The sequence below is a fragment of the Pseudomonas sp. WS 5010 genome (assembly GCF_012985565.1).
Lineage (GTDB): Bacteria > Pseudomonadota > Gammaproteobacteria > Pseudomonadales > Pseudomonadaceae > Aquipseudomonas.
Genome location: NZ_JAAQWQ010000004.1, coordinates 297,121 through 317,291, shown reverse-complemented (window position 1 = coordinate 317,291; position 20,171 = coordinate 297,121). Strand labels below are relative to the sequence as shown.

Annotated in this window: 18 protein-coding genes and 1 pseudogene; 11 read left to right on the top strand and 8 right to left on the bottom strand. The window is 62.0% G+C overall.

Going from position 1 to position 20,171, the window contains the following annotated elements; genetic code table 11:
• Positions 1-230 precede the first annotated feature (230 nt).
• Genes HBO11_RS14590 through HBO11_RS14565 form a run of 6 tightly spaced genes read left to right on the top strand, consistent with a single transcriptional unit; the run spans position 231 to position 4,816 of the window.
• Positions 231-392 carry a lipoprotein gene (locus HBO11_RS14590; RefSeq protein WP_038444426.1) on the top strand — a complete coding sequence of 54 codons (162 nt, stop codon included), beginning with the start codon at positions 231-233 and terminating at the stop codon, positions 390-392.
• A 9-nt stretch (positions 393-401) separates the two neighbouring features.
• Entirely contained in the window at positions 402-1,649 is a 1,248-nt protein-coding gene (gene lysA / locus HBO11_RS14585; protein ID WP_169955385.1) for a diaminopimelate decarboxylase, read from the top strand.
• Positions 1,650-1,652: 3 nt separating this feature from the next.
• Positions 1,653-2,483: a diaminopimelate epimerase gene (dapF, locus tag HBO11_RS14580; RefSeq protein ID WP_169955386.1), complete on the top strand. Its 831-nt coding sequence runs from the start codon at positions 1,653-1,655 to the stop codon at positions 2,481-2,483.
• Positions 2,484-2,496: 13 nt separating this feature from the next.
• The gene (locus tag HBO11_RS14575; RefSeq protein WP_169955387.1) at positions 2,497-3,222 is read left to right on the top strand and encodes a DUF484 family protein; all 726 of its coding nucleotides are present in this window, start codon (positions 2,497-2,499) and stop codon (positions 3,220-3,222) included.
• Positions 3,223-3,224: 2 nt separating this feature from the next.
• Entirely contained in the window at positions 3,225-4,124 is a 900-nt protein-coding gene (gene xerC / locus HBO11_RS14570; RefSeq protein WP_169955388.1) for a tyrosine recombinase XerC, read from the top strand.
• Entirely contained in the window at positions 4,121-4,816 is a 696-nt protein-coding gene (locus tag HBO11_RS14565; protein ID WP_169955389.1) for an HAD-IA family hydrolase, read from the top strand. The genes xerC and HBO11_RS14565 overlap by 4 nt, the downstream gene beginning before the upstream one ends.
• 110 nt (positions 4,817-4,926) lie before the next feature.
• On the opposite strand, the gene sutA is transcribed toward HBO11_RS14565, so the two are convergent.
• The 4 genes and pseudogenes from sutA to glnK all read right to left on the bottom strand — a co-directional run bounded on the left by sutA (position 4,927) and on the right by glnK (position 7,477).
• Positions 4,927-5,250: a transcriptional regulator SutA gene (sutA, locus tag HBO11_RS14560; RefSeq protein WP_169955390.1), complete on the bottom strand. Its 324-nt coding sequence runs from the start codon at positions 5,248-5,250 to the stop codon at positions 4,927-4,929.
• A 103-nt stretch (positions 5,251-5,353) separates the two neighbouring features.
• A pseudogene (locus HBO11_RS14555) lies at positions 5,354-5,515 on the bottom strand (YjbQ family protein); the annotation flags it as partial.
• A gap of 251 nt (positions 5,516-5,766) precedes the next feature.
• On the bottom strand, positions 5,767-7,104 hold the full coding sequence (locus tag HBO11_RS14550; RefSeq protein ID WP_029289659.1) for an ammonium transporter: 1,338 nt from the start codon (positions 7,102-7,104) through the stop codon (positions 5,767-5,769).
• Positions 7,105-7,138: 34 nt separating this feature from the next.
• Positions 7,139-7,477 (bottom strand): P-II family nitrogen regulator, encoded by a 339-nt coding sequence (gene glnK, locus HBO11_RS14545; RefSeq protein WP_002555808.1) that lies wholly within the window; start codon positions 7,475-7,477, stop codon positions 7,139-7,141.
• A gap of 420 nt (positions 7,478-7,897) precedes the next feature.
• Here glnK and HBO11_RS14540 point away from each other — a divergent pair, with 420 nt between their 5' ends.
• Positions 7,898-8,158 carry an accessory factor UbiK family protein gene (locus tag HBO11_RS14540; RefSeq protein ID WP_057444205.1) on the top strand — a complete coding sequence of 87 codons (261 nt, stop codon included), beginning with the start codon at positions 7,898-7,900 and terminating at the stop codon, positions 8,156-8,158.
• 176 nt (positions 8,159-8,334) lie between these two features.
• Positions 8,335-9,831, top strand: coding sequence for a YifB family Mg chelatase-like AAA ATPase (locus HBO11_RS14535; protein ID WP_169955391.1), 1,497 nt, complete (start codon positions 8,335-8,337; stop codon positions 9,829-9,831).
• A 6-nt stretch (positions 9,832-9,837) separates the two neighbouring features.
• Here HBO11_RS14535 and HBO11_RS14530 read toward each other — a convergent pair whose 3' ends face one another.
• Positions 9,838-10,413 carry a TetR family transcriptional regulator C-terminal domain-containing protein gene (locus HBO11_RS14530; protein ID WP_169955392.1) on the bottom strand — a complete coding sequence of 192 codons (576 nt, stop codon included), beginning with the start codon at positions 10,411-10,413 and terminating at the stop codon, positions 9,838-9,840.
• Between the two features lie 113 nt (positions 10,414-10,526).
• Here HBO11_RS14530 and HBO11_RS14525 point away from each other — a divergent pair, with 113 nt between their 5' ends.
• Entirely contained in the window at positions 10,527-11,441 is a 915-nt protein-coding gene (locus HBO11_RS14525; protein WP_169955393.1) for an ABC transporter six-transmembrane domain-containing protein, read from the top strand.
• 3 nt (positions 11,442-11,444) lie between these two features.
• Here the strand turns inward: HBO11_RS14525 and HBO11_RS14520 are convergent, their stop codons facing one another.
• Both HBO11_RS14520 and HBO11_RS14515 read right to left on the bottom strand, forming a co-directional pair.
• Positions 11,445-13,421 (bottom strand): methyl-accepting chemotaxis protein, encoded by a 1,977-nt coding sequence (locus HBO11_RS14520; protein ID WP_169955394.1) that lies wholly within the window; start codon positions 13,419-13,421, stop codon positions 11,445-11,447.
• A gap of 188 nt (positions 13,422-13,609) precedes the next feature.
• Entirely contained in the window at positions 13,610-14,530 is a 921-nt protein-coding gene (locus HBO11_RS14515; protein WP_169955395.1) for a LysR substrate-binding domain-containing protein, read from the bottom strand.
• A gap of 152 nt (positions 14,531-14,682) precedes the next feature.
• On the opposite strand from HBO11_RS14515, the gene HBO11_RS14510 reads away from it, so the two are divergent.
• Positions 14,683-16,050, top strand: coding sequence for a NorM family multidrug efflux MATE transporter (locus tag HBO11_RS14510; protein WP_169955396.1), 1,368 nt, complete (start codon positions 14,683-14,685; stop codon positions 16,048-16,050).
• Between the two features lie 129 nt (positions 16,051-16,179).
• Here HBO11_RS14510 and HBO11_RS14505 read toward each other — a convergent pair whose 3' ends face one another.
• On the bottom strand, positions 16,180-17,853 hold the full coding sequence (locus HBO11_RS14505) for a bifunctional diguanylate cyclase/phosphodiesterase (RefSeq protein ID WP_169955397.1): 1,674 nt from the start codon (positions 17,851-17,853) through the stop codon (positions 16,180-16,182).
• Between the two features lie 268 nt (positions 17,854-18,121).
• Between HBO11_RS14505 and rep the strand changes: the two genes are divergently transcribed.
• On the top strand, positions 18,122-20,131 hold the full coding sequence (rep, locus tag HBO11_RS14500) for a DNA helicase Rep (protein ID WP_169955398.1): 2,010 nt from the start codon (positions 18,122-18,124) through the stop codon (positions 20,129-20,131).
• The last annotated feature ends 40 nt before the right edge of the window (positions 20,132-20,171 follow it).

Below are 20,171 nucleotides of genomic sequence, written 5' to 3'. Positions count from 1 at the left end.
CTCAAAAAGTGTCTACTCACGCTCAAGCGCCGCACGATACGGAGGCGCCATGATGATTGCAAAGGATACCGATTTCATTCCCACCAGCCGTGCGAATTATCCCGACGGGATGTAGGCCACATCACGACATACTCGGCAAAGCCCCGCCGGACGGGTGTCCCGGCGCATAGGCAAGCTGGCGGGTGGTCGGTATACTCGGGCGCAATTAATGCATATTCAAGGATTTAGCCATGAAGCGCCTGATCTCTTCCCTTGCTGCGCTCGTCGCGGTCGCTTGCCTCGTCAGTGCCTGTGGTCAAAAAGGCCCGCTGTACCTGCCCGATGACAGCAAAGACCCGAATGAACAGGCGCAAACGTCGCAATCCAAAGCGCACAAGCACGACACCTACTAAGGGAATTTCATGGACGCTTTTAACTACCGGGACGGCGAGCTGTTCGCGGAAGACGTGGCGCTGTCCGCGATTGCCGAACGCTTCGGTACCCCGACCTATGTGTACTCGCGAGCGCATATCGAAGCGCAATACCGCACCTTTGCCGATGCACTGGAGGGTACGCCAAGCCTGGTGTGCTATGCAGTAAAAGCCAACTCCAACCTGGGTGTACTCAATGTCCTGGCGCGCCTGGGCGCTGGTTTTGACATCGTGTCCCGTGGCGAGCTGGAGCGTGTACTGGCCGCGGGCGGCAAGGCTGACAAAATCGTGTTCTCCGGTGTCGGCAAGACCCGCGAAGACATGCGCCGCGCCCTGGAAATCGGCGTGCATTGCTTCAACGTCGAGTCCACCGACGAGCTGGAGCGCCTGCAAGTGGTGGCCGCCGAGATGGGCGTGCGTGCGCCGATTTCCCTGCGCGTCAACCCGGACGTGGATGCCGGCACGCACCCGTACATTTCCACCGGTCTCAAAGAGAACAAGTTCGGCATCGCCATTGCCGACGCCGAAGACGTGTACATCCGCGCCGCCCAACTGCCGAACCTGGAAGTGCTGGGCGTGGACTGCCATATCGGCTCGCAACTGACCAGCCTGCCACCGTTCCTCGATGCCCTCGACCGCCTGCTGGCGCTGATCGATCGCCTCGGCGAGTGCGGCATCTACCTGCACCACATTGATCTGGGTGGTGGCGTGGGCGTGCGTTATCGCGACGAAGAGCCGCCGCTGGTGGCCGACTACGTCAAGGCCGTACGCGAGCGCACCGAAGGCCGCGACCTGAAGCTGATATTCGAGCCGGGCCGCTACATCGTTGCCAATGCGGGCGTACTGCTGACCCAGGTCGAGTACCTCAAGCACACCGAACACAAGGATTTCGCCATCGTCGATGCGGCGATGAACGACCTGATCCGCCCGGCCCTGTACCAGGCCTGGATGGATGTCAGCGCCGTGCGCCCGCGCGACAGCGCGCCGCACACCTATGACATCGTCGGCCCGATTTGCGAGACCAGTGACTTCCTGGCCAAGGACCGTGAACTGGCCCTGGCAGAAGGCGATCTGCTGGCCGTGCATTCGGCCGGTGCCTATGGGTTTGTCATGAGTTCCAACTACAACACCCGCGGGCGTACCGCCGAAGTGTTGGTGGACGGTGATCAAGCGTTTGAAGTGCGTCGCCGCGAGACGGTAGCCGAGTTGTTTGCTGGCGAAAGCCTGCTGCCGGAGTAAGCCATGCTGCTGCGTTTTACCAAGATGCACGGGCTGGGCAATGACTTCATGGTCCTTGACCTGGTCAGCCAGCACGCGCATATCCTGCCCAAGCACGCCAAACTGTGGGGCGACCGCCATACCGGCATCGGCTTCGACCAACTGCTGCTCGTCGAAGCGCCGAGCAACCCGGAGGTGGATTTCCGTTACCGGATCTTCAACTCCGACGGTTCCGAAGTGGAGCAATGCGGCAACGGTGCGCGCTGCTTCGCGCGGTTCGTGCTGGACAAGCGCCTGACCGCCAAACGGCAGATTCGCGTCGAGACCAAAAGCGGCATTATCGAGCTGGATATCCGCAGCGACGGCCAGATCAGCGTCGACATGGGCGCCCCGCGCCTGGTACCGGCCGATATTCCGTTCGTGGCTGATGCCCAGGCGTTGAGCTATCCGCTGGATGTCGACGGTACCGTGGTCGAGGTGGCCGCCGTGTCCATGGGCAACCCCCATGCAGTGCTGCGGGTCAACGACATCAACAATGCGCCAGTGCATGAGTTGGGCCCGAAGATCGAACATCACCCACGTTTTCCGGCACGGGTCAACGTCGGCTTCCTGCAGGTCATCGACCGCTCCCGCGCGCAGTTGCGGGTCTGGGAACGCGGCGCCGGGGAAACCCAGGCTTGTGGCACCGGTGCTTGCGCCGCCGCCGTGGCGGCGATCAGCCAGGGCTGGATGGATTCGCCACTGTTGATCGACCTGCCTGGTGGACGCCTGTCCATCGAATGGGCAGGCCCAGGCCAACCGGTGAAGATGACCGGCCCGGCATCCCGTGTATACGAAGGACAGGTCCGTCTATGAGAGCGACTCGCTAATGACCGATAAGCCCCAGGCACCCGCCAAGCAGCCCGAAGGATCCCCTTGCGAAAGCCTGGAGGCAGCGGCTGTCGCCGCTTACCTGGAGGCTAACCCGGACTTCTTCGTCGAACACGACGAGCTGCTGCCGGCCCTGCGCATCCCTCACCAGCGCGGCGATACCGTGTCGCTGGTGGAGCGGCAGATGAAGATCCTGCGCGAGCGCAATATCGAAATGCGCCATCGGCTCTCACAGTTGATGGACGTGGCCCGCGACAACGACCGCCTGTTCGACAAGACCCGCCGCCTGATCCTGGCGCTGCTGGATGCCGCCAGCCTGGAAGACCTGACCATTGCCGTCGAAGACAGCCTGCGCCAGGACTTCCAGGTGCCGTTTGTCAGCCTGATCCTGTTCAGTGACAACCCGATGCCGGTCGGGCGCTGGGTCAAGGGCAGCGACGCACAGACCGCCATCGGCGGCCTGTTGTCGGAAGGCAAGACCATCAGCGGCACCCTGCGCGAGCATGAGCTGGACTTCCTGTTTGGCGAAGACCAGCGCGTGCAGATCGGCTCGACTGCCGTGGTCGCCCTCAGCCATCAAGGCTTGCACGGTGTCCTGGCCATCGCCAGCCGTGATCCGCAGCACTACAAAAGCACCGTGGGCACGCTGTTCTTGACCTACATTGCCGAAGTGTTGAGTCGCAGCCTGCCACGCTTCACCAGCGCCCTGCGCGCGGTGCGCTAGCCATGGAACGACAACTGGACGCCTACTGCGCTCACCTGCGCAGCGAGCGCCAGGTGTCTCCCCATACGCTGGAAGCCTACCGGCGGGACTTGAACAAGGTCCTGGCGTTCTGCCAGAAACAACAGATCGGCAGCTGGAAGGCCCTCGATATCCAAGGCCTGCGCAGCCTCATTGCGCGCCTGCACCAGCAAGGCCAATCCTCCCGCAGCCTGGCGCGCCTGCTGTCGGCGGTGCGTGGCCTGTATCACTACCTCAACCGCGAAGGCCTGTGCGATCACGACCCGGCCAACGGCCTGGCACCGCCCAAGGGTGAGCGCCGCCTGCCCAAGACCCTGGATGCGGACCGCACCCTGCAATTGCTCGATGGCGCGGTCGAGGATGACTTCCTGGCGCACCGCGACCAGGCGATCCTGGAGCTGTTCTATTCCTCGGGCCTGCGCCTGTCGGAGCTGACCAGCCTCAACCTCGAGCAGTTGGACCTGGCCGATGGCCTGGTGCAAGTGCACGGCAAAGGCAGCAAGACCCGCGTGCTGCCCATCGGCAAAAAAGCCCGCGACGCCCTGCTGGTATGGCTGCCCCTACGAGCCCTGGCCAACCCGCCGGACGATGCGGTGTTTGTCAGCCAGCAAGGCCGACGCCTCGGGCCACGGGCCATTCAGCTGCGGGTCAAGGCCGCCGGCGAGCGGGAGCTGGGGCAAAACCTGCATCCGCACATGCTGCGCCACTCCTTTGCCAGTCACCTGCTGGAGTCATCACAAGACTTGCGCGCCGTGCAGGAACTGCTCGGCCACTCGGATATCAAGACCACCCAGATCTACACCCACCTGGACTTCCAGCACCTGGCGACGGTGTACGACAGCGCCCATCCACGGGCCAAACGCGTTAAAGGCGGCGACTCATGAGCATCAAGCTAATCACCTTCGACCTGGACGATACCCTGTGGGACAACGTCCCCGTCATCATCAGCGCCGAAGCGTCGATGCGCCAATGGCTGGCGACCCATGCGTCCAAGGTCGGCGACTTGCCCCTGGAGCATTTCGCCAGCCTGCGCCAGCATGTACTGCAACGTCATCCCGAACTCAAGCACCGGATCAGCATCCTGCGCCACCGGGTGCTGATGCACGCCTTTGAAGAGGCCGGTTATCCACAGCCGCAGGCCACGGAAATGGCCGATGTGTGTTTTGAAGCGTTTATTCATGCGCGGCACCAGCTCACGGTCTTCCCGCAAGCTGAGCCGATGCTGCAAGCCCTGCGCCAGCACTTCCTGCTGGGGGTGATCACCAATGGCAATGCCGATGTCCAGCGCGTGGGCCTGGCGGATTACTTCCACTTTGCCCTGAGGGCCGAAGATATCGGCATCGCCAAGCCGGATGCGCGCTTGTTTCAGGAAGCGTTGCAGCGAGGTGGGGTGGATGCCAGTGCGGCGGTACATATTGGCGACCATCCGGGCGACGACATCGCCGGGGCGCAGCAGGCGGGGTTACGGGCAGTGTGGTTCAACCCGGCGGGCAAGGTTTGGGAAGGCGAGAAATTGCCGGATGCGCAGATTCGCAGCTTGAGCGAGCTGCCTTCGCTGCTCCACAGCTGGAAATAACGCGACCCGACAAGCCAGCTCCCACATGGGTTTGCGGCACTGGCCATTTGTCTCAGGCATGAAAAAGCCCGCAGCGACGGCGGGCTTTTTCAGCAAGCAAGTAACCGGCCTCAGATAGGCCGACTGCCGTACTTGTTGTCCGGCTTCTTCGGTGGATCTGCCACCACGTTGGCCTCGACTTCCTGCACTTTGCCGCCCTTGGCGAGGAATTCTTCCATCGCGCGGGCCAGCGCATCGCGCTCTTTGTTCTTGGCTTCAACGCTCGGCAACTCATCAACCGACACAGCAGCCTTGGCCTTGCCCTTGGCGGTCGGGGCCGGCGCGTCATCGCCGCCGTCGTCGTCAGCTACGTCTTCGGCAGCCGCCTCAAGACCTTCTTCGGTTTCGTCGTCACCTACTTCGAGGTCGTCGTTTTCCAGATCATCGTCGCTCATGTTCTACCTCATGACTTGCGAAAAGCAGATTAGTTATAGCCCAGCTTCACCATCTGTCGAAGGCTGCCGGAAAAAAATCAACGTCCACCGGATAACCAGTGGCTTATGCCCCGTCACCGTGCAAGGTGCCGAGGACTTTACGAGCACCGCCATGATCACGCTGCTCGCCCAGATAAACGCCTTGCCATGTGCCCATTGCCAAATGGCCGGCCGTGACCGGCAAACTCAGTTGGCGAGCCGAAAGGCTGCCCTTGAAATGACCCGGGGCTTGGCCCGCAGGGTAATCAGGGTCTGCCGATGTATACAGTTCTGCGCCCATCGGCGCGCATTCTAGCGCGCTCTGGGAAAAAACAAAGTGCCGAATACGCCTACATGCCTGTAAGACATTCGCACACTGAAAAGTACCGTGTGGATCCGATCACAAACTCGACACAAAAATTCTCACACGCTTTCACCACAGGCAAATACCAGACAAAAAAATGCCCGGCAAGCCGGGCATGTTTTTTTCATAGGTTCTTACAAGTTGTAGCCACGTTCGTTGTGTTCCGCCAGGTCCAGGCCAACGGCCTCTTCCTCTTCGGTCACACGCAGGCCGATGGTCAAGTCCAGCACCTTGAGAATCACAAAGGTCACGATACCGGTGTAGATCACGGTAAAGCCTACGCCCTTGGCCTGGATCCAGACCTGCGCGGCAATATCGGTCACCGTGCCGAAGCCACCCAGGATCGGCGCCGCGAATACACCGGTGAGGATCGCCCCGACAATTCCGCCAACACCGTGCACGCCGAAGGCATCCAGGGAGTCATCGTAGCCCAGCTTGCGCTTGAGGCTGGTGGCGCAGAAGAAGCAGATCACGCCAGACGCCAGGCCGATCACCAGGGCGCCCATTGGGCCTACGGTACCAGCGGCCGGGGTGACGGCCACCAGGCCGGCAACCACACCCGAAGCGATGCCCAGGGCGCTTGGTTTGCCGTGGGTAATCCACTCGGCGAACATCCAGCCCAGCGCCGCAGCCGCGGTAGCGATCTGGGTCACCAGCATCGCCATGCCCGCCGTGCCGTTGGCCGCAGCAGCAGAGCCGGCGTTGAAGCCGAACCAACCGATCCACAGCATCGCCGCGCCAATCAGGGTGTAGCCCAGGTTATGCGGGGCCATCGGCGTGGTCGGGTAGCCTTTACGCTTGCCGAGCACGATGCACGCCACCAGGCCAGCCACACCGGCGTTGATGTGCACCACGGTGCCGCCAGCGAAGTCCAGCACGCCCCAGTCCCACATCAGGCCGCCGTTGCCGCTCCAGACCATGTGCGCGATCGGCGCATAGACCAGGGTGAACCAGATGGCCATGAACAGCAGCATGGCGGAGAACTTCATACGCTCGGCAAACGCACCGACGATCAGCGCCGGGGTGATGATCGCGAAGGTCATCTGGAAGGTGATGAACACCGCTTCCGGGAACAGCGCTGCAGGCCCAGTGATGCTGGACGGTGTGACACCCGCCAGGAACGCCTTGCCCATGCCGCCGAAGAACGAGTTGAAGTTGACGACGCCTTGCTCCATGCCCGTGGTGTCGAACGCAATGCTGTAGCCGTAGACGACCCACAGGATGCTGATCAGACCGGTAATGGCGAAGCACTGCATCATCACAGAAAGAATGTTTTTGGAGCGGACCATGCCGCCGTAGAACAGCGCCAGGCCAGGGATGGTCATGAACAGCACCAGTGCGGTGGCTGTCAGCATCCAGGCAGTGTCGCCGGAATTGAGGACTGGAGCCGCCACTTCGTCTGCCGCCATGGCCAGGCTGGGCATTACGATGGACAACAGGGCTCCTAGCCCTGCGAATTTACGCAGAGTCATATTGTTTTCTCCTGGGGCGTTGGGGTTTGGCGGCTTAGATTGCGTCGGTATCGGTTTCGCCGGTACGGATGCGAATAGCCTGTTCCAGATTGACCACGAAGATCTTGCCGTCGCCGATCTTGCCGGTGTTGGCCGCCTTGGTTATCGCCTCGATAACCCGATCAAGATCCTTGTCGTCAATGGCGACATCAATCTTCACCTTCGGCAGGAAATCGACTACGTATTCCGCGCCGCGATACAGCTCGGTATGACCCTTCTGCCGACCGAAGCCTTTGACCTCAGTGACGGTAATGCCCTGCACGCCGATCTCGGACAGTGACTCGCGTACATCGTCCAACTTGAACGGCTTGATGATGGCAGTGACTAGCTTCATGAAAACTCTCTCCCGAATTGGTGGACTTGCCCCAGGAAAACAAACCCGTCTCAAGTCTAAGCGCAGTGCCTGGCTTTGTAACGCATCGTCGCCTCGGCAATTGCCTTGTCGACGCCAGCTAACCGTTGGTGACGAAACATGTACCCTGGTCCGTCAGCGCACTGCATTCGTCACAGCGACTGCATCAGTGCATGGGTCATGATCGTCTAAGCAGAAACCTTGCCAGCTCCGTAAAAATCACTGAAATCAATCCGTTGCCCGCTCACACCGAGCAGTGGGCCGGTGTAGCAGCCCACATACGCACAAAAACAGTGCATCCGCATTCGGGACAATGCGCGAAAAGCGTGCGCAGAGCACTGGGAAAAGACTATAGGCGCTGCGTGATACACTGCCGGCCAACTGTTTTCCGGAATGTTTCCCATGCTCGCGCCCAAAGACCTCCTCGACGCCCTGAGCGGCCACGCCTCTCGCCTGTTCAGCGGCGAGACCCCGCTACCTCGCAATGAAATCGAAAGCCAGTTCAAGGCACTGCTGCAAAGCGGGTTCAGCAAACTGGACCTGGTCAGCCGGGAAGAATTCGACAGCCAGATGGTAGTCCTGGCCCGCACCCGAGCACGCCTGGAGAGCCTGGAGGCGAAGGTGGCAGAGTTGGAAGCGCGGTTGAATCCACCCCAGGAATAACCACCCTGCCCCCTGTAGGAGCCGGCTTGCCGGCGATGGCTGTCTACCTGACACACCAAGCCGGCTCCTGCAATTTCAACGCCCGGATACGTTCAGTAAAACCTGCGCAAGGCGCCTCCCCCTCTCTCGTCTACCCTTGAAAAACCGCAAAGCGGCCCTCCCTTCAAGGAACGAACATGTCCCTCGCCATCGTCCACAGCCGCGCCCAGATCGGCGTCGAAGCCCCCGCCGTCACGGTCGAAGTGCATATGGCCAATGGCTTGCCGTCCCTGACCCTGGTGGGCTTGCCGGAGACAGCGGTCAAGGAAAGCAAAGACCGCGTGCGCAGCGCCATTCTCAACAGTGCGCTGCAATACCCCGCGCGCCGCATCACCCTTAACCTGGCGCCCGCCGACCTGCCCAAGGACGGCGGGCGTTTTGATCTGGCGATTGCCCTGGGGATTCTCGCGGCCAGCGTACAGGTGCCGGCACAGGCGTTGGATGGCGTGGAGTGCCTCGGCGAACTGGCCCTGTCTGGCGAAGTGCGTGCCGTCAAAGGTGTGTTGCCAGCCGCATTGGCCGCACGCAAGGCCGGGCGCAGCGTGATCGTGCCCAGGGCCAATGCCGAGGAGGCATGCCTGGCCTCGGGGTTGAAGGTGATTGCGGTGGATCATCTGCTGCAAGTGGTGGCGCACCTGAATGGGCTGGTGCCGATCGAGCCTTACACGTCCGACGGATTGCTGTACCTGAACAAACCTTACCCGGACCTGAGCGAGGTGCAGGGCCAACTGGCCGCCAAGCGCGCACTGCTGATTGCGGCAGCGGGTGCCCACAACTTGCTGTTCAGCGGGCCACCCGGCACCGGCAAGACCTTGCTTGCCAGCCGCCTGCCCGGCCTGCTACCGCCCTTGAGCGAACAGGAGGCGCTGGAAGTGGCGGCGATCCAATCAGTGGTCAGCCTGGCGCCGTTGAGCCACTGGCCTCATCGGCCCTTTCGCCAGCCGCACCATTCCGCGTCCGGGCCGGCGCTGGTGGGCGGCGGCTCGAAACCGCAGCCTGGGGAAATCACCCTGGCCCATCACGGGGTGTTGTTTCTCGATGAGCTGCCGGAATTTGATCGCAAGGTGCTGGAGGTGCTGCGCGAACCGCTGGAATCGGGACATATCGTGATTTCCCGGGCACGCGACCGCGTCAGCTTCCCGGCACGCTTTCAACTGGTGGCGGCGATGAACCCCTGCCCTTGCGGTTACATGGGTGAGCCCAGTGGACGTTGCCGGTGTACGCCGGAGCAGATCCAGCGCTACCGCAACAAACTCTCCGGGCCGTTGCTGGACCGGATTGATTTGCACCTGACCGTGGCACGTGAAACCACCGTGCTGAACCCCTCCCAAAAGGTCGGTGATGACACGGCGAAGGCATCCGCCCAAGTGGCCGAGGCCCGGGAGCGCCAGCAAGGGCGCCAGGGTTGCGCGAATGCCTTCCTCGACCTGGCGGGATTACGCGAGCACTGCGCACTGGTAAACGCCGATGAAAGCTGGCTGGAGAGCGCTTGCGAGCGGCTGACGTTATCGCTGCGCGCAGCCCACCGACTGCTCAAGGTCGCGCGTACCCTGGCAGACCTTGAGCAAGTGGAAGGCATCGCTCGCCATCACTTGGCGGAGGCATTGCAGTACCGGCCGGCATCAGTTGGCTAGCAGCGTTCAGGAAAAATCCAGCAGCAGCCTCGCCACTTCCAGCACCTCACCCAGTACCGCTTCTGCCGACTCGGCGGAAGGCTTGAGCATCAGGTCATCGGCGTAGCCCATCGCCAGGGCGAAGAGCTGCCGTGCAGCGCGTTGGGGCGACTTGCAGCGAAAGACCCCGGCAGCGACACCCCGCTCGATCACCTCGGCAAGCATGCCTTGCCATTGGGCATTGATCACCAGGTAAGCCTTGGCCATTTGCGCGTCATGCATGGCCTCGTCCCAGGCGTCCAGCCAGAGAGCCCAGCCTGCATCGGCGGTGCTGGGCAGGCAGTCGCTCAAGAATCCTACGAGCGCCTCCAGTGGTGGGGCATCGGCCAAGGGCTCGCGCACTTCATCCAATTGCTCATTCGCAAAGCGCACAAAGGCTTCGCGGCGCAATTCATTCCAGTCGCTGAAGTAGTGATAGACATGGCTGCGCGACAGCCCGGCATGTTCGGCCAAGTCACGGGTGGATACATCGGCAAACCCCTTGCTGCGAAACAGCTCCAAGGCAGCGGCGATGATCTGGTCTTTACGGTCGATACGCGACATGGGCAATTCCTTACGGGCGCCACCAGATAAGCGGCGCTTGCTTTTTGAGCGATCGCTCAAGGATACTTGAGCAGTCGCTCAATAGTAGCGCCTATTACTCCTTCGGTGCACCCATGCCATCCACAACGCCACACATCCTGATCGAAGAAAGCAAGAAAATCGGCCAGCAATCGGCCAGCCAAACCCTCAAGGCAATCGCCAAGGCTTATCCCGGCAAGCTGTTCTGCACGCTGTCGTTGGTTGCGCTGGAGAACGCGTTGCTGCTGGCCTATCCCCTGTTTGCCGGTTTCGCCGTGGACTCGATCCTGCGCGGCGATGCCGGCAGTGCGCTGTTCTATGCGGCCGTGGTGATGGCGTTCTGGGTGGTCGGCGCCGCACGCCGGGCGTTGGATACCCGCACCTTCACGCGGATCTACGCCGATCTTGCCGTACCTGTGATTCTCAATCAGCGTCTGCAGAACCACAGCACGTCCAAGGCAGCCGCACGGGTGGTGCTGGCGCGGGACTTTGTCGATTTTTTCGAAAAACATGTGCCGGTGATCGCAACGGCCTTGGTCTCCATCGTTGGCGCAGCTGCGATGCTGCTGGTGATTGAACCTTGGGTGGGCCTGGCCTGCTTTGCGGCATTGCTGCTTTGCATCATCCTGCTACCGCGATTTGCCCGCCGTAACGAGCAGTTGCACGAACGGTTGAATAACCGCCTGGAGAAAGAAATTGGCCTGGTGGAAAAGGTGGGCGCCCAGACGTTGCGACGCCATTACCAGTTGCTGGCACGCCTGCGTATCTGGCTGTCGGACCGCGAAGCCGCCGCCTACCTGTTTCTCGGCACGCTGGCAGCGCTACTGTTCATCGTAGCGATCAGCCAACTGGCCTTGTCGCCAGCGGTCAAGGCCGGTCATGTCTATGCGGTGATGACGTACCTGTGGACCTTCGTCAGCAGTCTCGACGAAGCACCAGGGATGGTCGACCAACTGGCGCGGCTCAAGGACATTGGCAAGCGCGTGGACCCAGGGCTCGGCGACCACTAAGCCTCAACGAAACCGATCCACCTCATGGCGCAGGCCGGCCGCCAAGGTCTCCAGTTCCTTGGCGGTAACTGCCAGGTTCGACACCACTTCCCGCTGCTCACTGTTGGCCAGGGCAATGCTCTGCAGGTTGCTGCTGAGCAAGGTCGCGGTGCTGCTTTGCTCCTGGGTCGCGGTGGTAATCGCGGCGAACTGCTGCCCCGCCGAACGGCTTTGTTCGTCGATGCGCGCCAGGGCCGAGGCCACGTCGGCGTTGCGCGACAGGCCTTCCTGCATCAGCACATTGCCCTGCTCCATGGTGCTGATGGCGTTGCCGGTTTCCTGCTGGATGCTCTGGATCATTCCGGAAATTTCATCGGTGGCCTGGCGGGTGCGTGAGGCTAGGTTGCGCACTTCATCGGCGACCACGGCAAACCCACGCCCCTGCTCCCCGGCCCGCGCCGCCTCGATGGCGGCGTTGAGCGCCAGCAGGTTGGTCTGATCGGCAATCGAGGTGATCACACCGACGATGCCGCCGATTTCATGGGAGCGCTGGCCCAGGGTATTGATCACCGTGGCCGTGCTGTTGAGTGCCGTGGCGATATGTTCCAGGGACGACGACGCCTCCTGCATCGAGTTGCGACCGATGCGGGTCTGCTGGGCATTTTCCTGGGCCAGGCGCTCGGTATTGCCCATGTTGTCGGCAATGTTCAACGAGGTGGCGCTGAACTCTTCCACCGCGCCGGCCATGCTGGTGATCTCGCCGGACTGCTGCTCCATGCCCTCATAGGCCCCGCCCGACAGGCCCGACAGCGCCTGGGCGCGGCTGTTGACCTCTTCGGCCGCCTCGCGGATGTGGGAGACCATGGTCGACAGGGCTTCACCCATCTGGTTGAAACTGCGCGCCAGTTGACCGATCTCGTCATGGCTGGACACATTCAGCCGCGCACTCAAATCACCGGCGCCCAGGGCTTCGGCCTGGCGCACCAGGTCACCCAGGGGCTGGAGTTTGCTGCGCAGCAGCCAGACCGCCGCGCCCACGGCCAACAGCATCGCCAGCACGCTGCCGATTACCAGGCGGATACCCACGGCCCAGGTCACCGCGCGGATCTCGGCCTTGGGCATGCTCGCCACCACCGACCACGGGCCGCCGTCAAACGGCACCGCAACGCTGTAGAAGTCCTCGCCCTGGTCACTCCAGAAACGCCCCTGGCCGGGCTTTTGCGCCAGCTCCAGGATCGGCGCAACCGCCTGCTCCGGGGCCTGCACACCAGCGGGCGGCACCAGCCAGTGTTTTTGCTCATCCAGCAGCGCCAGCGAGCCGGTCTGGCCAATGCGAAAACGCTTGAGGTTGGCGAACTGGGCGTTCTGCGCATCGGTGTAGTCAAAACCGATAAACAACACCGCAATCACCTGGCCGCTGGCATCGCGCACCGGGCTGTATTGGGTCATGTAGGAGCGCTCGAACAGCACCGCACGGCCAATGTAGCTCTGCCCGGCAAGCAGGCGCTGGTAGGCCGGGCCCTGGCGATCCAGCACGGTGCCGATCGCACGGTTGCCGTCCTGTTTGGTCAGGGAGGTGCTGATGCGGATAAAGTCTTCGCCACTGCGCACGAACACCGTAGCCACGCCACCGGACATCTGCTTGAACTCATCGACCTCGTCGAAGTTGTTGTTCAACACCTGCTCGCCCAGGTACAGGCTCGGGGTCTGTACCCCGGCCACATTCACTTTCTGCTCGGAACCCACGCGCAACCCGGCGGCGAAGCGCTGCTCAAACAACCCGCTCAAACGCTCGGTGCTCTCGCGCAGGGTGCTGTGGAAGGTATTGAGTTGGTCGGCGAGCAAGCGCGCTTCGCTGGCCAGGTGTTCTTCGCGGGTTTGCAGGTTGGCCGAATCCAGGGAGCGCAGGGCAAATAGGGTGCTGGCGCTGATCACGACAGCCAATATGACCGCCAAGGCAATGCCCAGCTGCGAAGCGATGCGGGCGCGGGGTTGAGACATGACAGCTCCTGGCCGAGGCCCGGATCGTCCTGATCTCATAGCGCTAATCGGCGAATTTCTTGGATTGGGGGCACGCTGAGCCGCAACTAATGGCGGCTCCGACACACCTACTTCGGCGGCCTGGATCAATACTTGAGCAAATTACAGGGGTATCACTCAAACGCATTGTCTGTGCGCGCTGCATCGATTCAGTCGAGCTGCTCCACTGGCGGCAGTGTCATGGCCCGGACCTCACTTTGCAGGAAGTCCGAGAGCCTGCGCAGGCGCTCGCCGCCGGGGCGGGTCTTGGGCCAGACCAGGTAGTAACTTTCGCCGCTGGCCACCGCAGTAGGCCAGGGCAGGCTCAAGCGCCCCTGCGCCACATCTTCGGCAACCATCAGCAAATCCCCCATGGACACGCCATAGCCCCGGGCGGCGGCAATCATGCCCAACTCCAGCGTATCGAACACCTGCCCGCCCTTGATGGCGACACGAGAGGCCAGGCCGGTGCGTTGCAACCAACGGCGCCAATCACGCCGGTCCGGCGTGGGGTGCAGCAGTTCAGCGCCGGCCAGGCGCTCCACATCCCAGGGGCCATCGCTGAGCAGGTTCGGCGCGCCCACCGGGATCAGCAGTTCGGGGAACAGGTAACTGGCCTCCCAATCTGTGGGAAAGTGCCCATCGCTCAGTAGGACCGCGCAGTCGAACGGCTCCTGGTTGAAATCCACCTCATCGATGCTCATCCACGCACTGGTCAACTGCACCTCGTTGCCCGGCTGCAAGTGCCGGAACCGACTCAGGCGTGCCAGCAACCAGCGCATGGTCAGGGTCGACGGGGCCTTCATGCGCAGGATGTCATCTTCGGCATTCAAGGTATGGCAGGCGCGCTCCAGGGCGGCGAAGCCCTCGCGCACGCCCGGCAGCAGCAAGCGCGCCGATTCGGTGAGCTGCAAGGTGCGCCCGCTGCGCTGGAACAGGCGACAGGCGAAATGCTCCTCCAGGGTGCGGATATGCCGGCTGACTGCACTTTGGGTGATGGACAGTTCTTCGGCGGCACGGGTGAAGGAGTTGTGCCGTGAGGCGGCTTCAAATGCACGCAAGGCATACAGCGGAGGAAGGCGACGAGACATGAGGAAAACTCCGACGGCACGATCCGCAAACCCTACCAGAATCATCCTGGCATGAGTTTTAATCATGCCAATGATCGCATTTATCCCTTTGTGCAAAGCGCTGAGAGCGCCGAGAATCAACCCTTCTACCCTTTGTGCAAATATTGAGCGTGATGATCATGCAGCATCCGGCGCGTACCGAACTCTGGGCCATTCTGCGGCTGTCAGGGCCGTTGATTGCCTCACAGCTGGCGCACATGCTGATGGTGCTGACCGACACCCTGATGATGGCCCGCCTGAGCCCCGAAGCCCTGGCCGGCGGTGGGCTCGGCGCAGCGAGCTATTCGTTTGTGTCGATCTTTTGCATCGGCGTGATTGCCGCCGTGGGCACCCTGGTCGCCATTCGCCAGGGCGCCGGTGATATCGAAGGCGCTACCCGCCTGACCCAGGCCGGCCTGTGGCTGGCCTGGCTGATGGCCCTGGTGGCGGGCCTGCTGCTGTGGAACCTCAAGCCGGTGCTGCTGATGTTCGGCCAGACCGAGACCAACGTGCAGTCGGCCGGCCAGTTCCTGATGATCCTGCCGTTTGCCCTGCCCGGCTACCTGACGTTCATGGCCCTGCGCGGCTTCACCAGCGCCATCGGCAAAGCCACCCCGGTGATGGTGATCAGCCTGTGCGGCACGGTGATCAACTACCTGCTCAACCATGCATTGATCGAAGGCATGTTCGGCCTGCCCAAACTGGGCCTGATGGGCATCGGCCTGGTCACGGCGATTGTCGCCAACTGCATGGCCCTGGCGCTGTTGTGGTACATCAAATACAACCGCGCCTACGCCGCCTACCCATTGGGCAAGGGCCTGTTGCGGCCCAACCTGCATTACTTGCGCGAGCTGTGGCGCCTGGGCCTGCCGATTGGCGGCACCTATGCAGTGGAAGTCGGCTTGTTCGCCTTCGCGGCGCTGTGCATGGGCACCATGGGCAGTACGCAGTTGGCGGCCCACCAGATTGCCCTGCAAATCGTCTCGGTGGCGTTCATGGTCCCGGCGGGCATGTCCTATGCGGTCACCATGCGCATCGGCTTGCATTACGGCGGCGGGCACCTGCTCGGCGCACGGCTCGCCGGGCGTGTGGGTATCGCCTTCGGCGCGACGGTGATGCTGGGGTTTGCCATGGTGTTCTGGCTGTTTTCAGACCCGCTGATCGGCCTGTTCCTCGACCATGACGACCCGGCCTTCGCCCAGGTGATCAGCCTGGCGGTGAGCCTGTTGGCCGTGGCGGCGTGGTTCGAGTTGTTCGACGGTGTGCAGACCATCGCCATGGGCTGCATCCGCGGGCTGAAGGATGCCAAGACGACCTTCCTCGTCGGCCTGGGCTGTTACTGGTTGATTGGCGCACCGGCGGCCTGGCTGATGGCGTTTACCCTGGGGTGGGGGCCGACCGGGGTGTGGTGGGGGTTGGCGCTGGGGCTGGCCTGCGCGGCGATTACCCTGACGTGGGCGTTTGAAAGAAAGATGAGGCGGATGATTGCCCAGACAAACTGAAGAAGGTACGCGTTCACTGTAGGAGCTGGCTTGCCAGCGATGGCGATGTATCAGTCACAGTATCGTTGACCGACAGACTGCTATCGCTGGCAAGCCAGCTCCTACAATCATTGGTTTGACCGCACCGGCCTAGATCACCTCGCCCAACAACGCCTGCTGGCTGCTGCCAAACGTCAGGTATTCCACCAATTCCGCCAGCGGCAACGGCTTGCTGATCAGGTAACCCTGGGCCTGGTCGCACCCAAACAAGCGCAACAACGCCAGTTGCTCGGGGGTTTCCACGCCTTCGGCCACCACTTCCAGGTTGAGGTTGTGGGCCAGGTTGATCATGGCATGCACCAGCTTGCGGTTTTCCTCGCGTTCCTCCATGCCGCCGACAAAGCTCTTGTCGATCTTGAGCAAGGCAATCGGCAGGCTGTTGAGGTGTACGAAGGACGAGAAACCGGTACCAAAGTCATCCAGGGAGAAACGCACCCCCAGGCGGCCCAGGGCATCCATGGTCTGCTTGACCAGGTCGCTGCGGCGCATCACGGCGGTTTCGGTCAGCTCGAACTCCAGCCACTGCGCCTCCACCCCGCGCTCGGCAATCAAGCGGCTCAAGGTCGACAGCAACTGGCTGTCCTGGAACTGACGGAACGACAGGTTGACCGCCATGTGCAGCGGCGGCAGGCCGCGTTCGCGCAGGTCCTGCATATCGCGCAGGGCCCGGGAAATCACCCAGTAGCCCAACGGCACGATCAGGCCGCTCTGCTCGGCCAGCGGCACGAACTCGCTAGGCGGCAACAACCCGCGCTCACCATGGCGCCAGCGCACCAGGGCTTCGAGGCCGACGATATGCCCATCGTCCAGGTCCAGACGCGGCTGGTAATGCAGTTCCAATTCGTCACGGCGCAGCGCCCGGCGCAGTTCGCTTTCCAGGTCGGCGAGGCTGCGGGCGTTGCGGTTGATGCGTTCATTAAAGATATGAAAGGTGCAGCCCTGGGTGCTCTTGGCCTGCTGCATGGCGATATGCGCGTGCCACATCAACGGGTCGGCGCCGGCCTTGGCGCGGGCATGGGCCACACCCAGGCTGCAACCGATCAGCAGGCTTTCGCCATCGACCCAATAAGGTTCCGCCATGGCCTCGGTGATGCGCTCAGCCATCCACTCGGCGCGCTGCGGCGCACGGCGGGTGTCGATCAGCAAGGCGAATTCGTCACTGCCAAGGCGTGCCAGTTGGTCGCCGACTTCCAGTTGGCTCTTGAGCCGCGAGACCACTTGCAGGATCAGCCGGTCGCCCGCCTGGTGACCGAGGGCATCGTTGGCGTGGCGGAAGTTGTCCAGGTCCAGGTGGCCGAGGGCCAGGCCACGCCCGTCGTTTTCGGCAAGGCGCGCGGCCAGCAAGGTCTGGAAGCCCTGACGGTTGGCGATGCCGGTCAGCGGATCCTGTTCGGCCAGGCGTTGCAGGGTATTTTCCAGCACGCCGCGCTCGCGCACGTGGCGCAGGCAGCGGCGCAGCGTATCCACGTCAAACGCATCACGGATCAACCAGTCGCTGGCGCCCAATGGCGCAACCAGCGGTTCCTGCTCCAGCAGCAACACGGTGGGCAGGCTACAGCGGCCAGGGCCGGGTTGCAGGCTGGGGGTGGTCAGCAATACAGCCGTGCGGTCGTCGTCGAACAGGCTGCTCACCGACTCCCAGTTTGGCGCACTGATCAGCACAGCCCCATCGCCCATCGGCGTCAGGCACTCGCGCAACAACGCTGCCCACGCAGGCTCATCGGCCAGTAGCAGCAAACGCAAGGGTTCGACAGGCGTAGACAAGCTAGCTCCCTAGACTTTGCAAAATTTCGTTGGCGGCGGGCATTATGACGTGCAGCCTGATAATGACCAATGATATTGGTTATCAAATACGTGCTGTGCGGCTCTAGATCGAACAATAGACCCAAAAACCCCGCACATCCTGCGGCAAAGTAACAAAACCGGCAAATTTAGATCGAGTGGTACGTCACACTGTCGTTCAGAGGCGGCAGAATCTTGCCAGCCTGTTAAAATGCCCGCCCTTTTCGCTCAAAGACTCCCAAAACCCTGTATGTCCCGACTCAATCCCCGGCAGCAAGAAGCCGTGAACTACGTCGGCGGCCCTCTATTGGTGCTCGCCGGTGCTGGCTCCGGCAAGACCAGCGTGATCACCCGCAAGATCGCGCACTTGATCCAGAACTGCGGCATCCGTGCCCAGTACATCGTCGCCATGACCTTTACCAACAAGGCGGCGCGGGAAATGAAAGAGCGCGTCGGCACCCTGCTCAAGGGGGGCGAAGGCCGTGGCCTCACCGTGTGTACCTTCCACAACCTGGGGCTGAACATCATCCGCAAGGAGCATGTGCGGCTGGGCTACAAGCCGGGCTTCTCGATCTTCGACGAGACCGACGTCAAGTCCCTGATGACCGACATCATGCAGAAGGAATATGCCGGCGACGACGGCGTAGACGAGATCAAGAACATGATCGGCTCGTGGAAAAACGACCTGATCCTGCCCGCCGAAGCCCTGGAAAACGCGCGCAACCCCAAGGAACAGACCGCCGCCATTGTCTATACCCACTACCAGCGCACGCTCAAGGCGTTCAACGCGGTGGACTTCGACGACCTGATCCTGCTGCCGGTGAAACTGTTCCAGGAACACAAGGACATCCTGGAAAAGTGGCAGAACAAGGTGCGCTACCTGCTGGTTGACGAATACCAAGACACCAACGCCAGCCAGTACCTGCTGGTGAAGCTGCTGATCGGCACGCGCAACCAGTTCACCGTGGTCGGCGACGATGACCAGTCGATCTACGCCTGGCGCGGAGCGCGCCCGGAAAACCTGATGCTGCTCAAGGACGACTACCCGTCCCTGAAAGTGGTGATGCTGGAGCAGAACTACCGCTCCACCAGTCGCATCCTGCGTTGCGCCAACGTGCTGATCTCCAACAACCCCCACGAGTTTGAAAAACAACTGTGGAGCGAGATGGGCCACGGCGACGAGATCCGCGTGATCCGCTGTCGCAACGAAGACGCCGAAGCCGAGCGCGTGGCCGTCGAACTGCTGACCTTGCACCTGCGCACCGACCGCCCCTACAGCGACTTCGCCATCCTGTATCGCGGCAACTACCAGGCCAAGCTGATCGAGCTGAAGTTGCAGCACCACCAGATTCCTTATCGATTGTCAGGCGGCAACAGCTTTTTCGGACGCCAGGAAGTAAAGGATCTGATGGCCTACTTCCGGCTGATCGTGAACCCGGACGACGACAACGCCTTCCTGCGCGTGATCAACGTGCCACGCCGGGAAATCGGCTCCACCACCCTGGAAAAGCTCGGTAACTACGCCACCGAACGCAAGATCTCGATGTACGCCGCCACCGATGAAATCGGCCTGGGCGAGCACCTGGATACGCGCTTCACCGATCGCCTGTCGCGCTTCAAGCGCTTTATGGACAAGGTGCGCGAGCAATGCGCCGGCGAAGACCCGATCAGCGCCCTGCGCAGCATGGTCATGGATATCGACTATGAAAACTGGCTGCGCACCAACAGTTCCAGCGACAAGGCGGCGGACTACCGCATGGGCAACGTCTGGTTCCTGATCGAGGCGTTGAAGAACACCCTGGAAAAAGACGAAGACGGTGAAATGACCGTCGAGGACGCCATCGGCAAGCTGGTGCTGCGCGACATGCTCGAGCGTCAGCAGGAAGAAGAGGATGGCGCCGAAGGTGTGCAGATGATGACCTTGCATGCGTCCAAGGGCCTGGAATTCCCCTACGTGTTCATCATGGGCATGGAAGAGGAAATCCTCCCACACCGTTCCAGCATCGAAGCCGACACCATCGAAGAAGAACGGCGCCTGGCCTACGTGGGTATTACCCGCGCGCGTCAGACCCTGGCCTTCACCTTTGCGGCCAAGCGCAAGCAGTACGGCGAGATCATCGACTGCGCCCCGAGCCGGTTCCTCGATGAGCTGCCACCGGACGACCTGGCCTGGGAAGGCAACGACGACACCCCAACTGAAGTCAAGGCGGTACGCGGCAACACCGCCCTGGCGGATATACGCGCGATGCTAAAGCGCTAGAATCGACTACTTTTTAATCTACTTTCGGCGCCCCTTGCGC

What these genes read in the sequence shown, in the direction of transcription:
- HBO11_RS14590 (WP_038444426.1), top strand. Translation starts at nt 231, where the DNA reads ATGAAGCGCCTGATCTCTTCCCTTGCTGCGCTCGTCGCGGTCGCTTGC.
- lysA (WP_169955385.1), top strand. Translation starts at nt 402, where the DNA reads ATGGACGCTTTTAACTACCGGGACGGCGAGCTGTTCGCGGAAGACGTG.
- dapF (WP_169955386.1), top strand. Translation starts at nt 1,653, where the DNA reads ATGCTGCTGCGTTTTACCAAGATGCACGGGCTGGGCAATGACTTCATG.
- HBO11_RS14575 (WP_169955387.1), top strand. Translation starts at nt 2,497, where the DNA reads ATGACCGATAAGCCCCAGGCACCCGCCAAGCAGCCCGAAGGATCCCCT.
- xerC (WP_169955388.1), top strand. Translation starts at nt 3,225, where the DNA reads ATGGAACGACAACTGGACGCCTACTGCGCTCACCTGCGCAGCGAGCGC.
- HBO11_RS14565 (WP_169955389.1), top strand. Translation starts at nt 4,121, where the DNA reads ATGAGCATCAAGCTAATCACCTTCGACCTGGACGATACCCTGTGGGAC.
- sutA (WP_169955390.1), bottom strand. Translation starts at nt 5,250, where the DNA reads ATGAGCGACGATGATCTGGAAAACGACGACCTCGAAGTAGGTGACGAC.
- HBO11_RS14550 (WP_029289659.1), bottom strand. Translation starts at nt 7,104, where the DNA reads ATGACTCTGCGTAAATTCGCAGGGCTAGGAGCCCTGTTGTCCATCGTA.
- glnK (WP_002555808.1), bottom strand. Translation starts at nt 7,477, where the DNA reads ATGAAGCTAGTCACTGCCATCATCAAGCCGTTCAAGTTGGACGATGTA.
- HBO11_RS14540 (WP_057444205.1), top strand. Translation starts at nt 7,898, where the DNA reads ATGCTCGCGCCCAAAGACCTCCTCGACGCCCTGAGCGGCCACGCCTCT.
- HBO11_RS14535 (WP_169955391.1), top strand. Translation starts at nt 8,335, where the DNA reads ATGTCCCTCGCCATCGTCCACAGCCGCGCCCAGATCGGCGTCGAAGCC.
- HBO11_RS14530 (WP_169955392.1), bottom strand. Translation starts at nt 10,413, where the DNA reads ATGTCGCGTATCGACCGTAAAGACCAGATCATCGCCGCTGCCTTGGAG.
- HBO11_RS14525 (WP_169955393.1), top strand. Translation starts at nt 10,527, where the DNA reads ATGCCATCCACAACGCCACACATCCTGATCGAAGAAAGCAAGAAAATC.
- HBO11_RS14520 (WP_169955394.1), bottom strand. Translation starts at nt 13,421, where the DNA reads ATGTCTCAACCCCGCGCCCGCATCGCTTCGCAGCTGGGCATTGCCTTG.
- HBO11_RS14515 (WP_169955395.1), bottom strand. Translation starts at nt 14,530, where the DNA reads ATGTCTCGTCGCCTTCCTCCGCTGTATGCCTTGCGTGCATTTGAAGCC.
- HBO11_RS14510 (WP_169955396.1), top strand. Translation starts at nt 14,683, where the DNA reads ATGATCATGCAGCATCCGGCGCGTACCGAACTCTGGGCCATTCTGCGG.
- rep (WP_169955398.1), top strand. Translation starts at nt 18,122, where the DNA reads ATGTCCCGACTCAATCCCCGGCAGCAAGAAGCCGTGAACTACGTCGGC.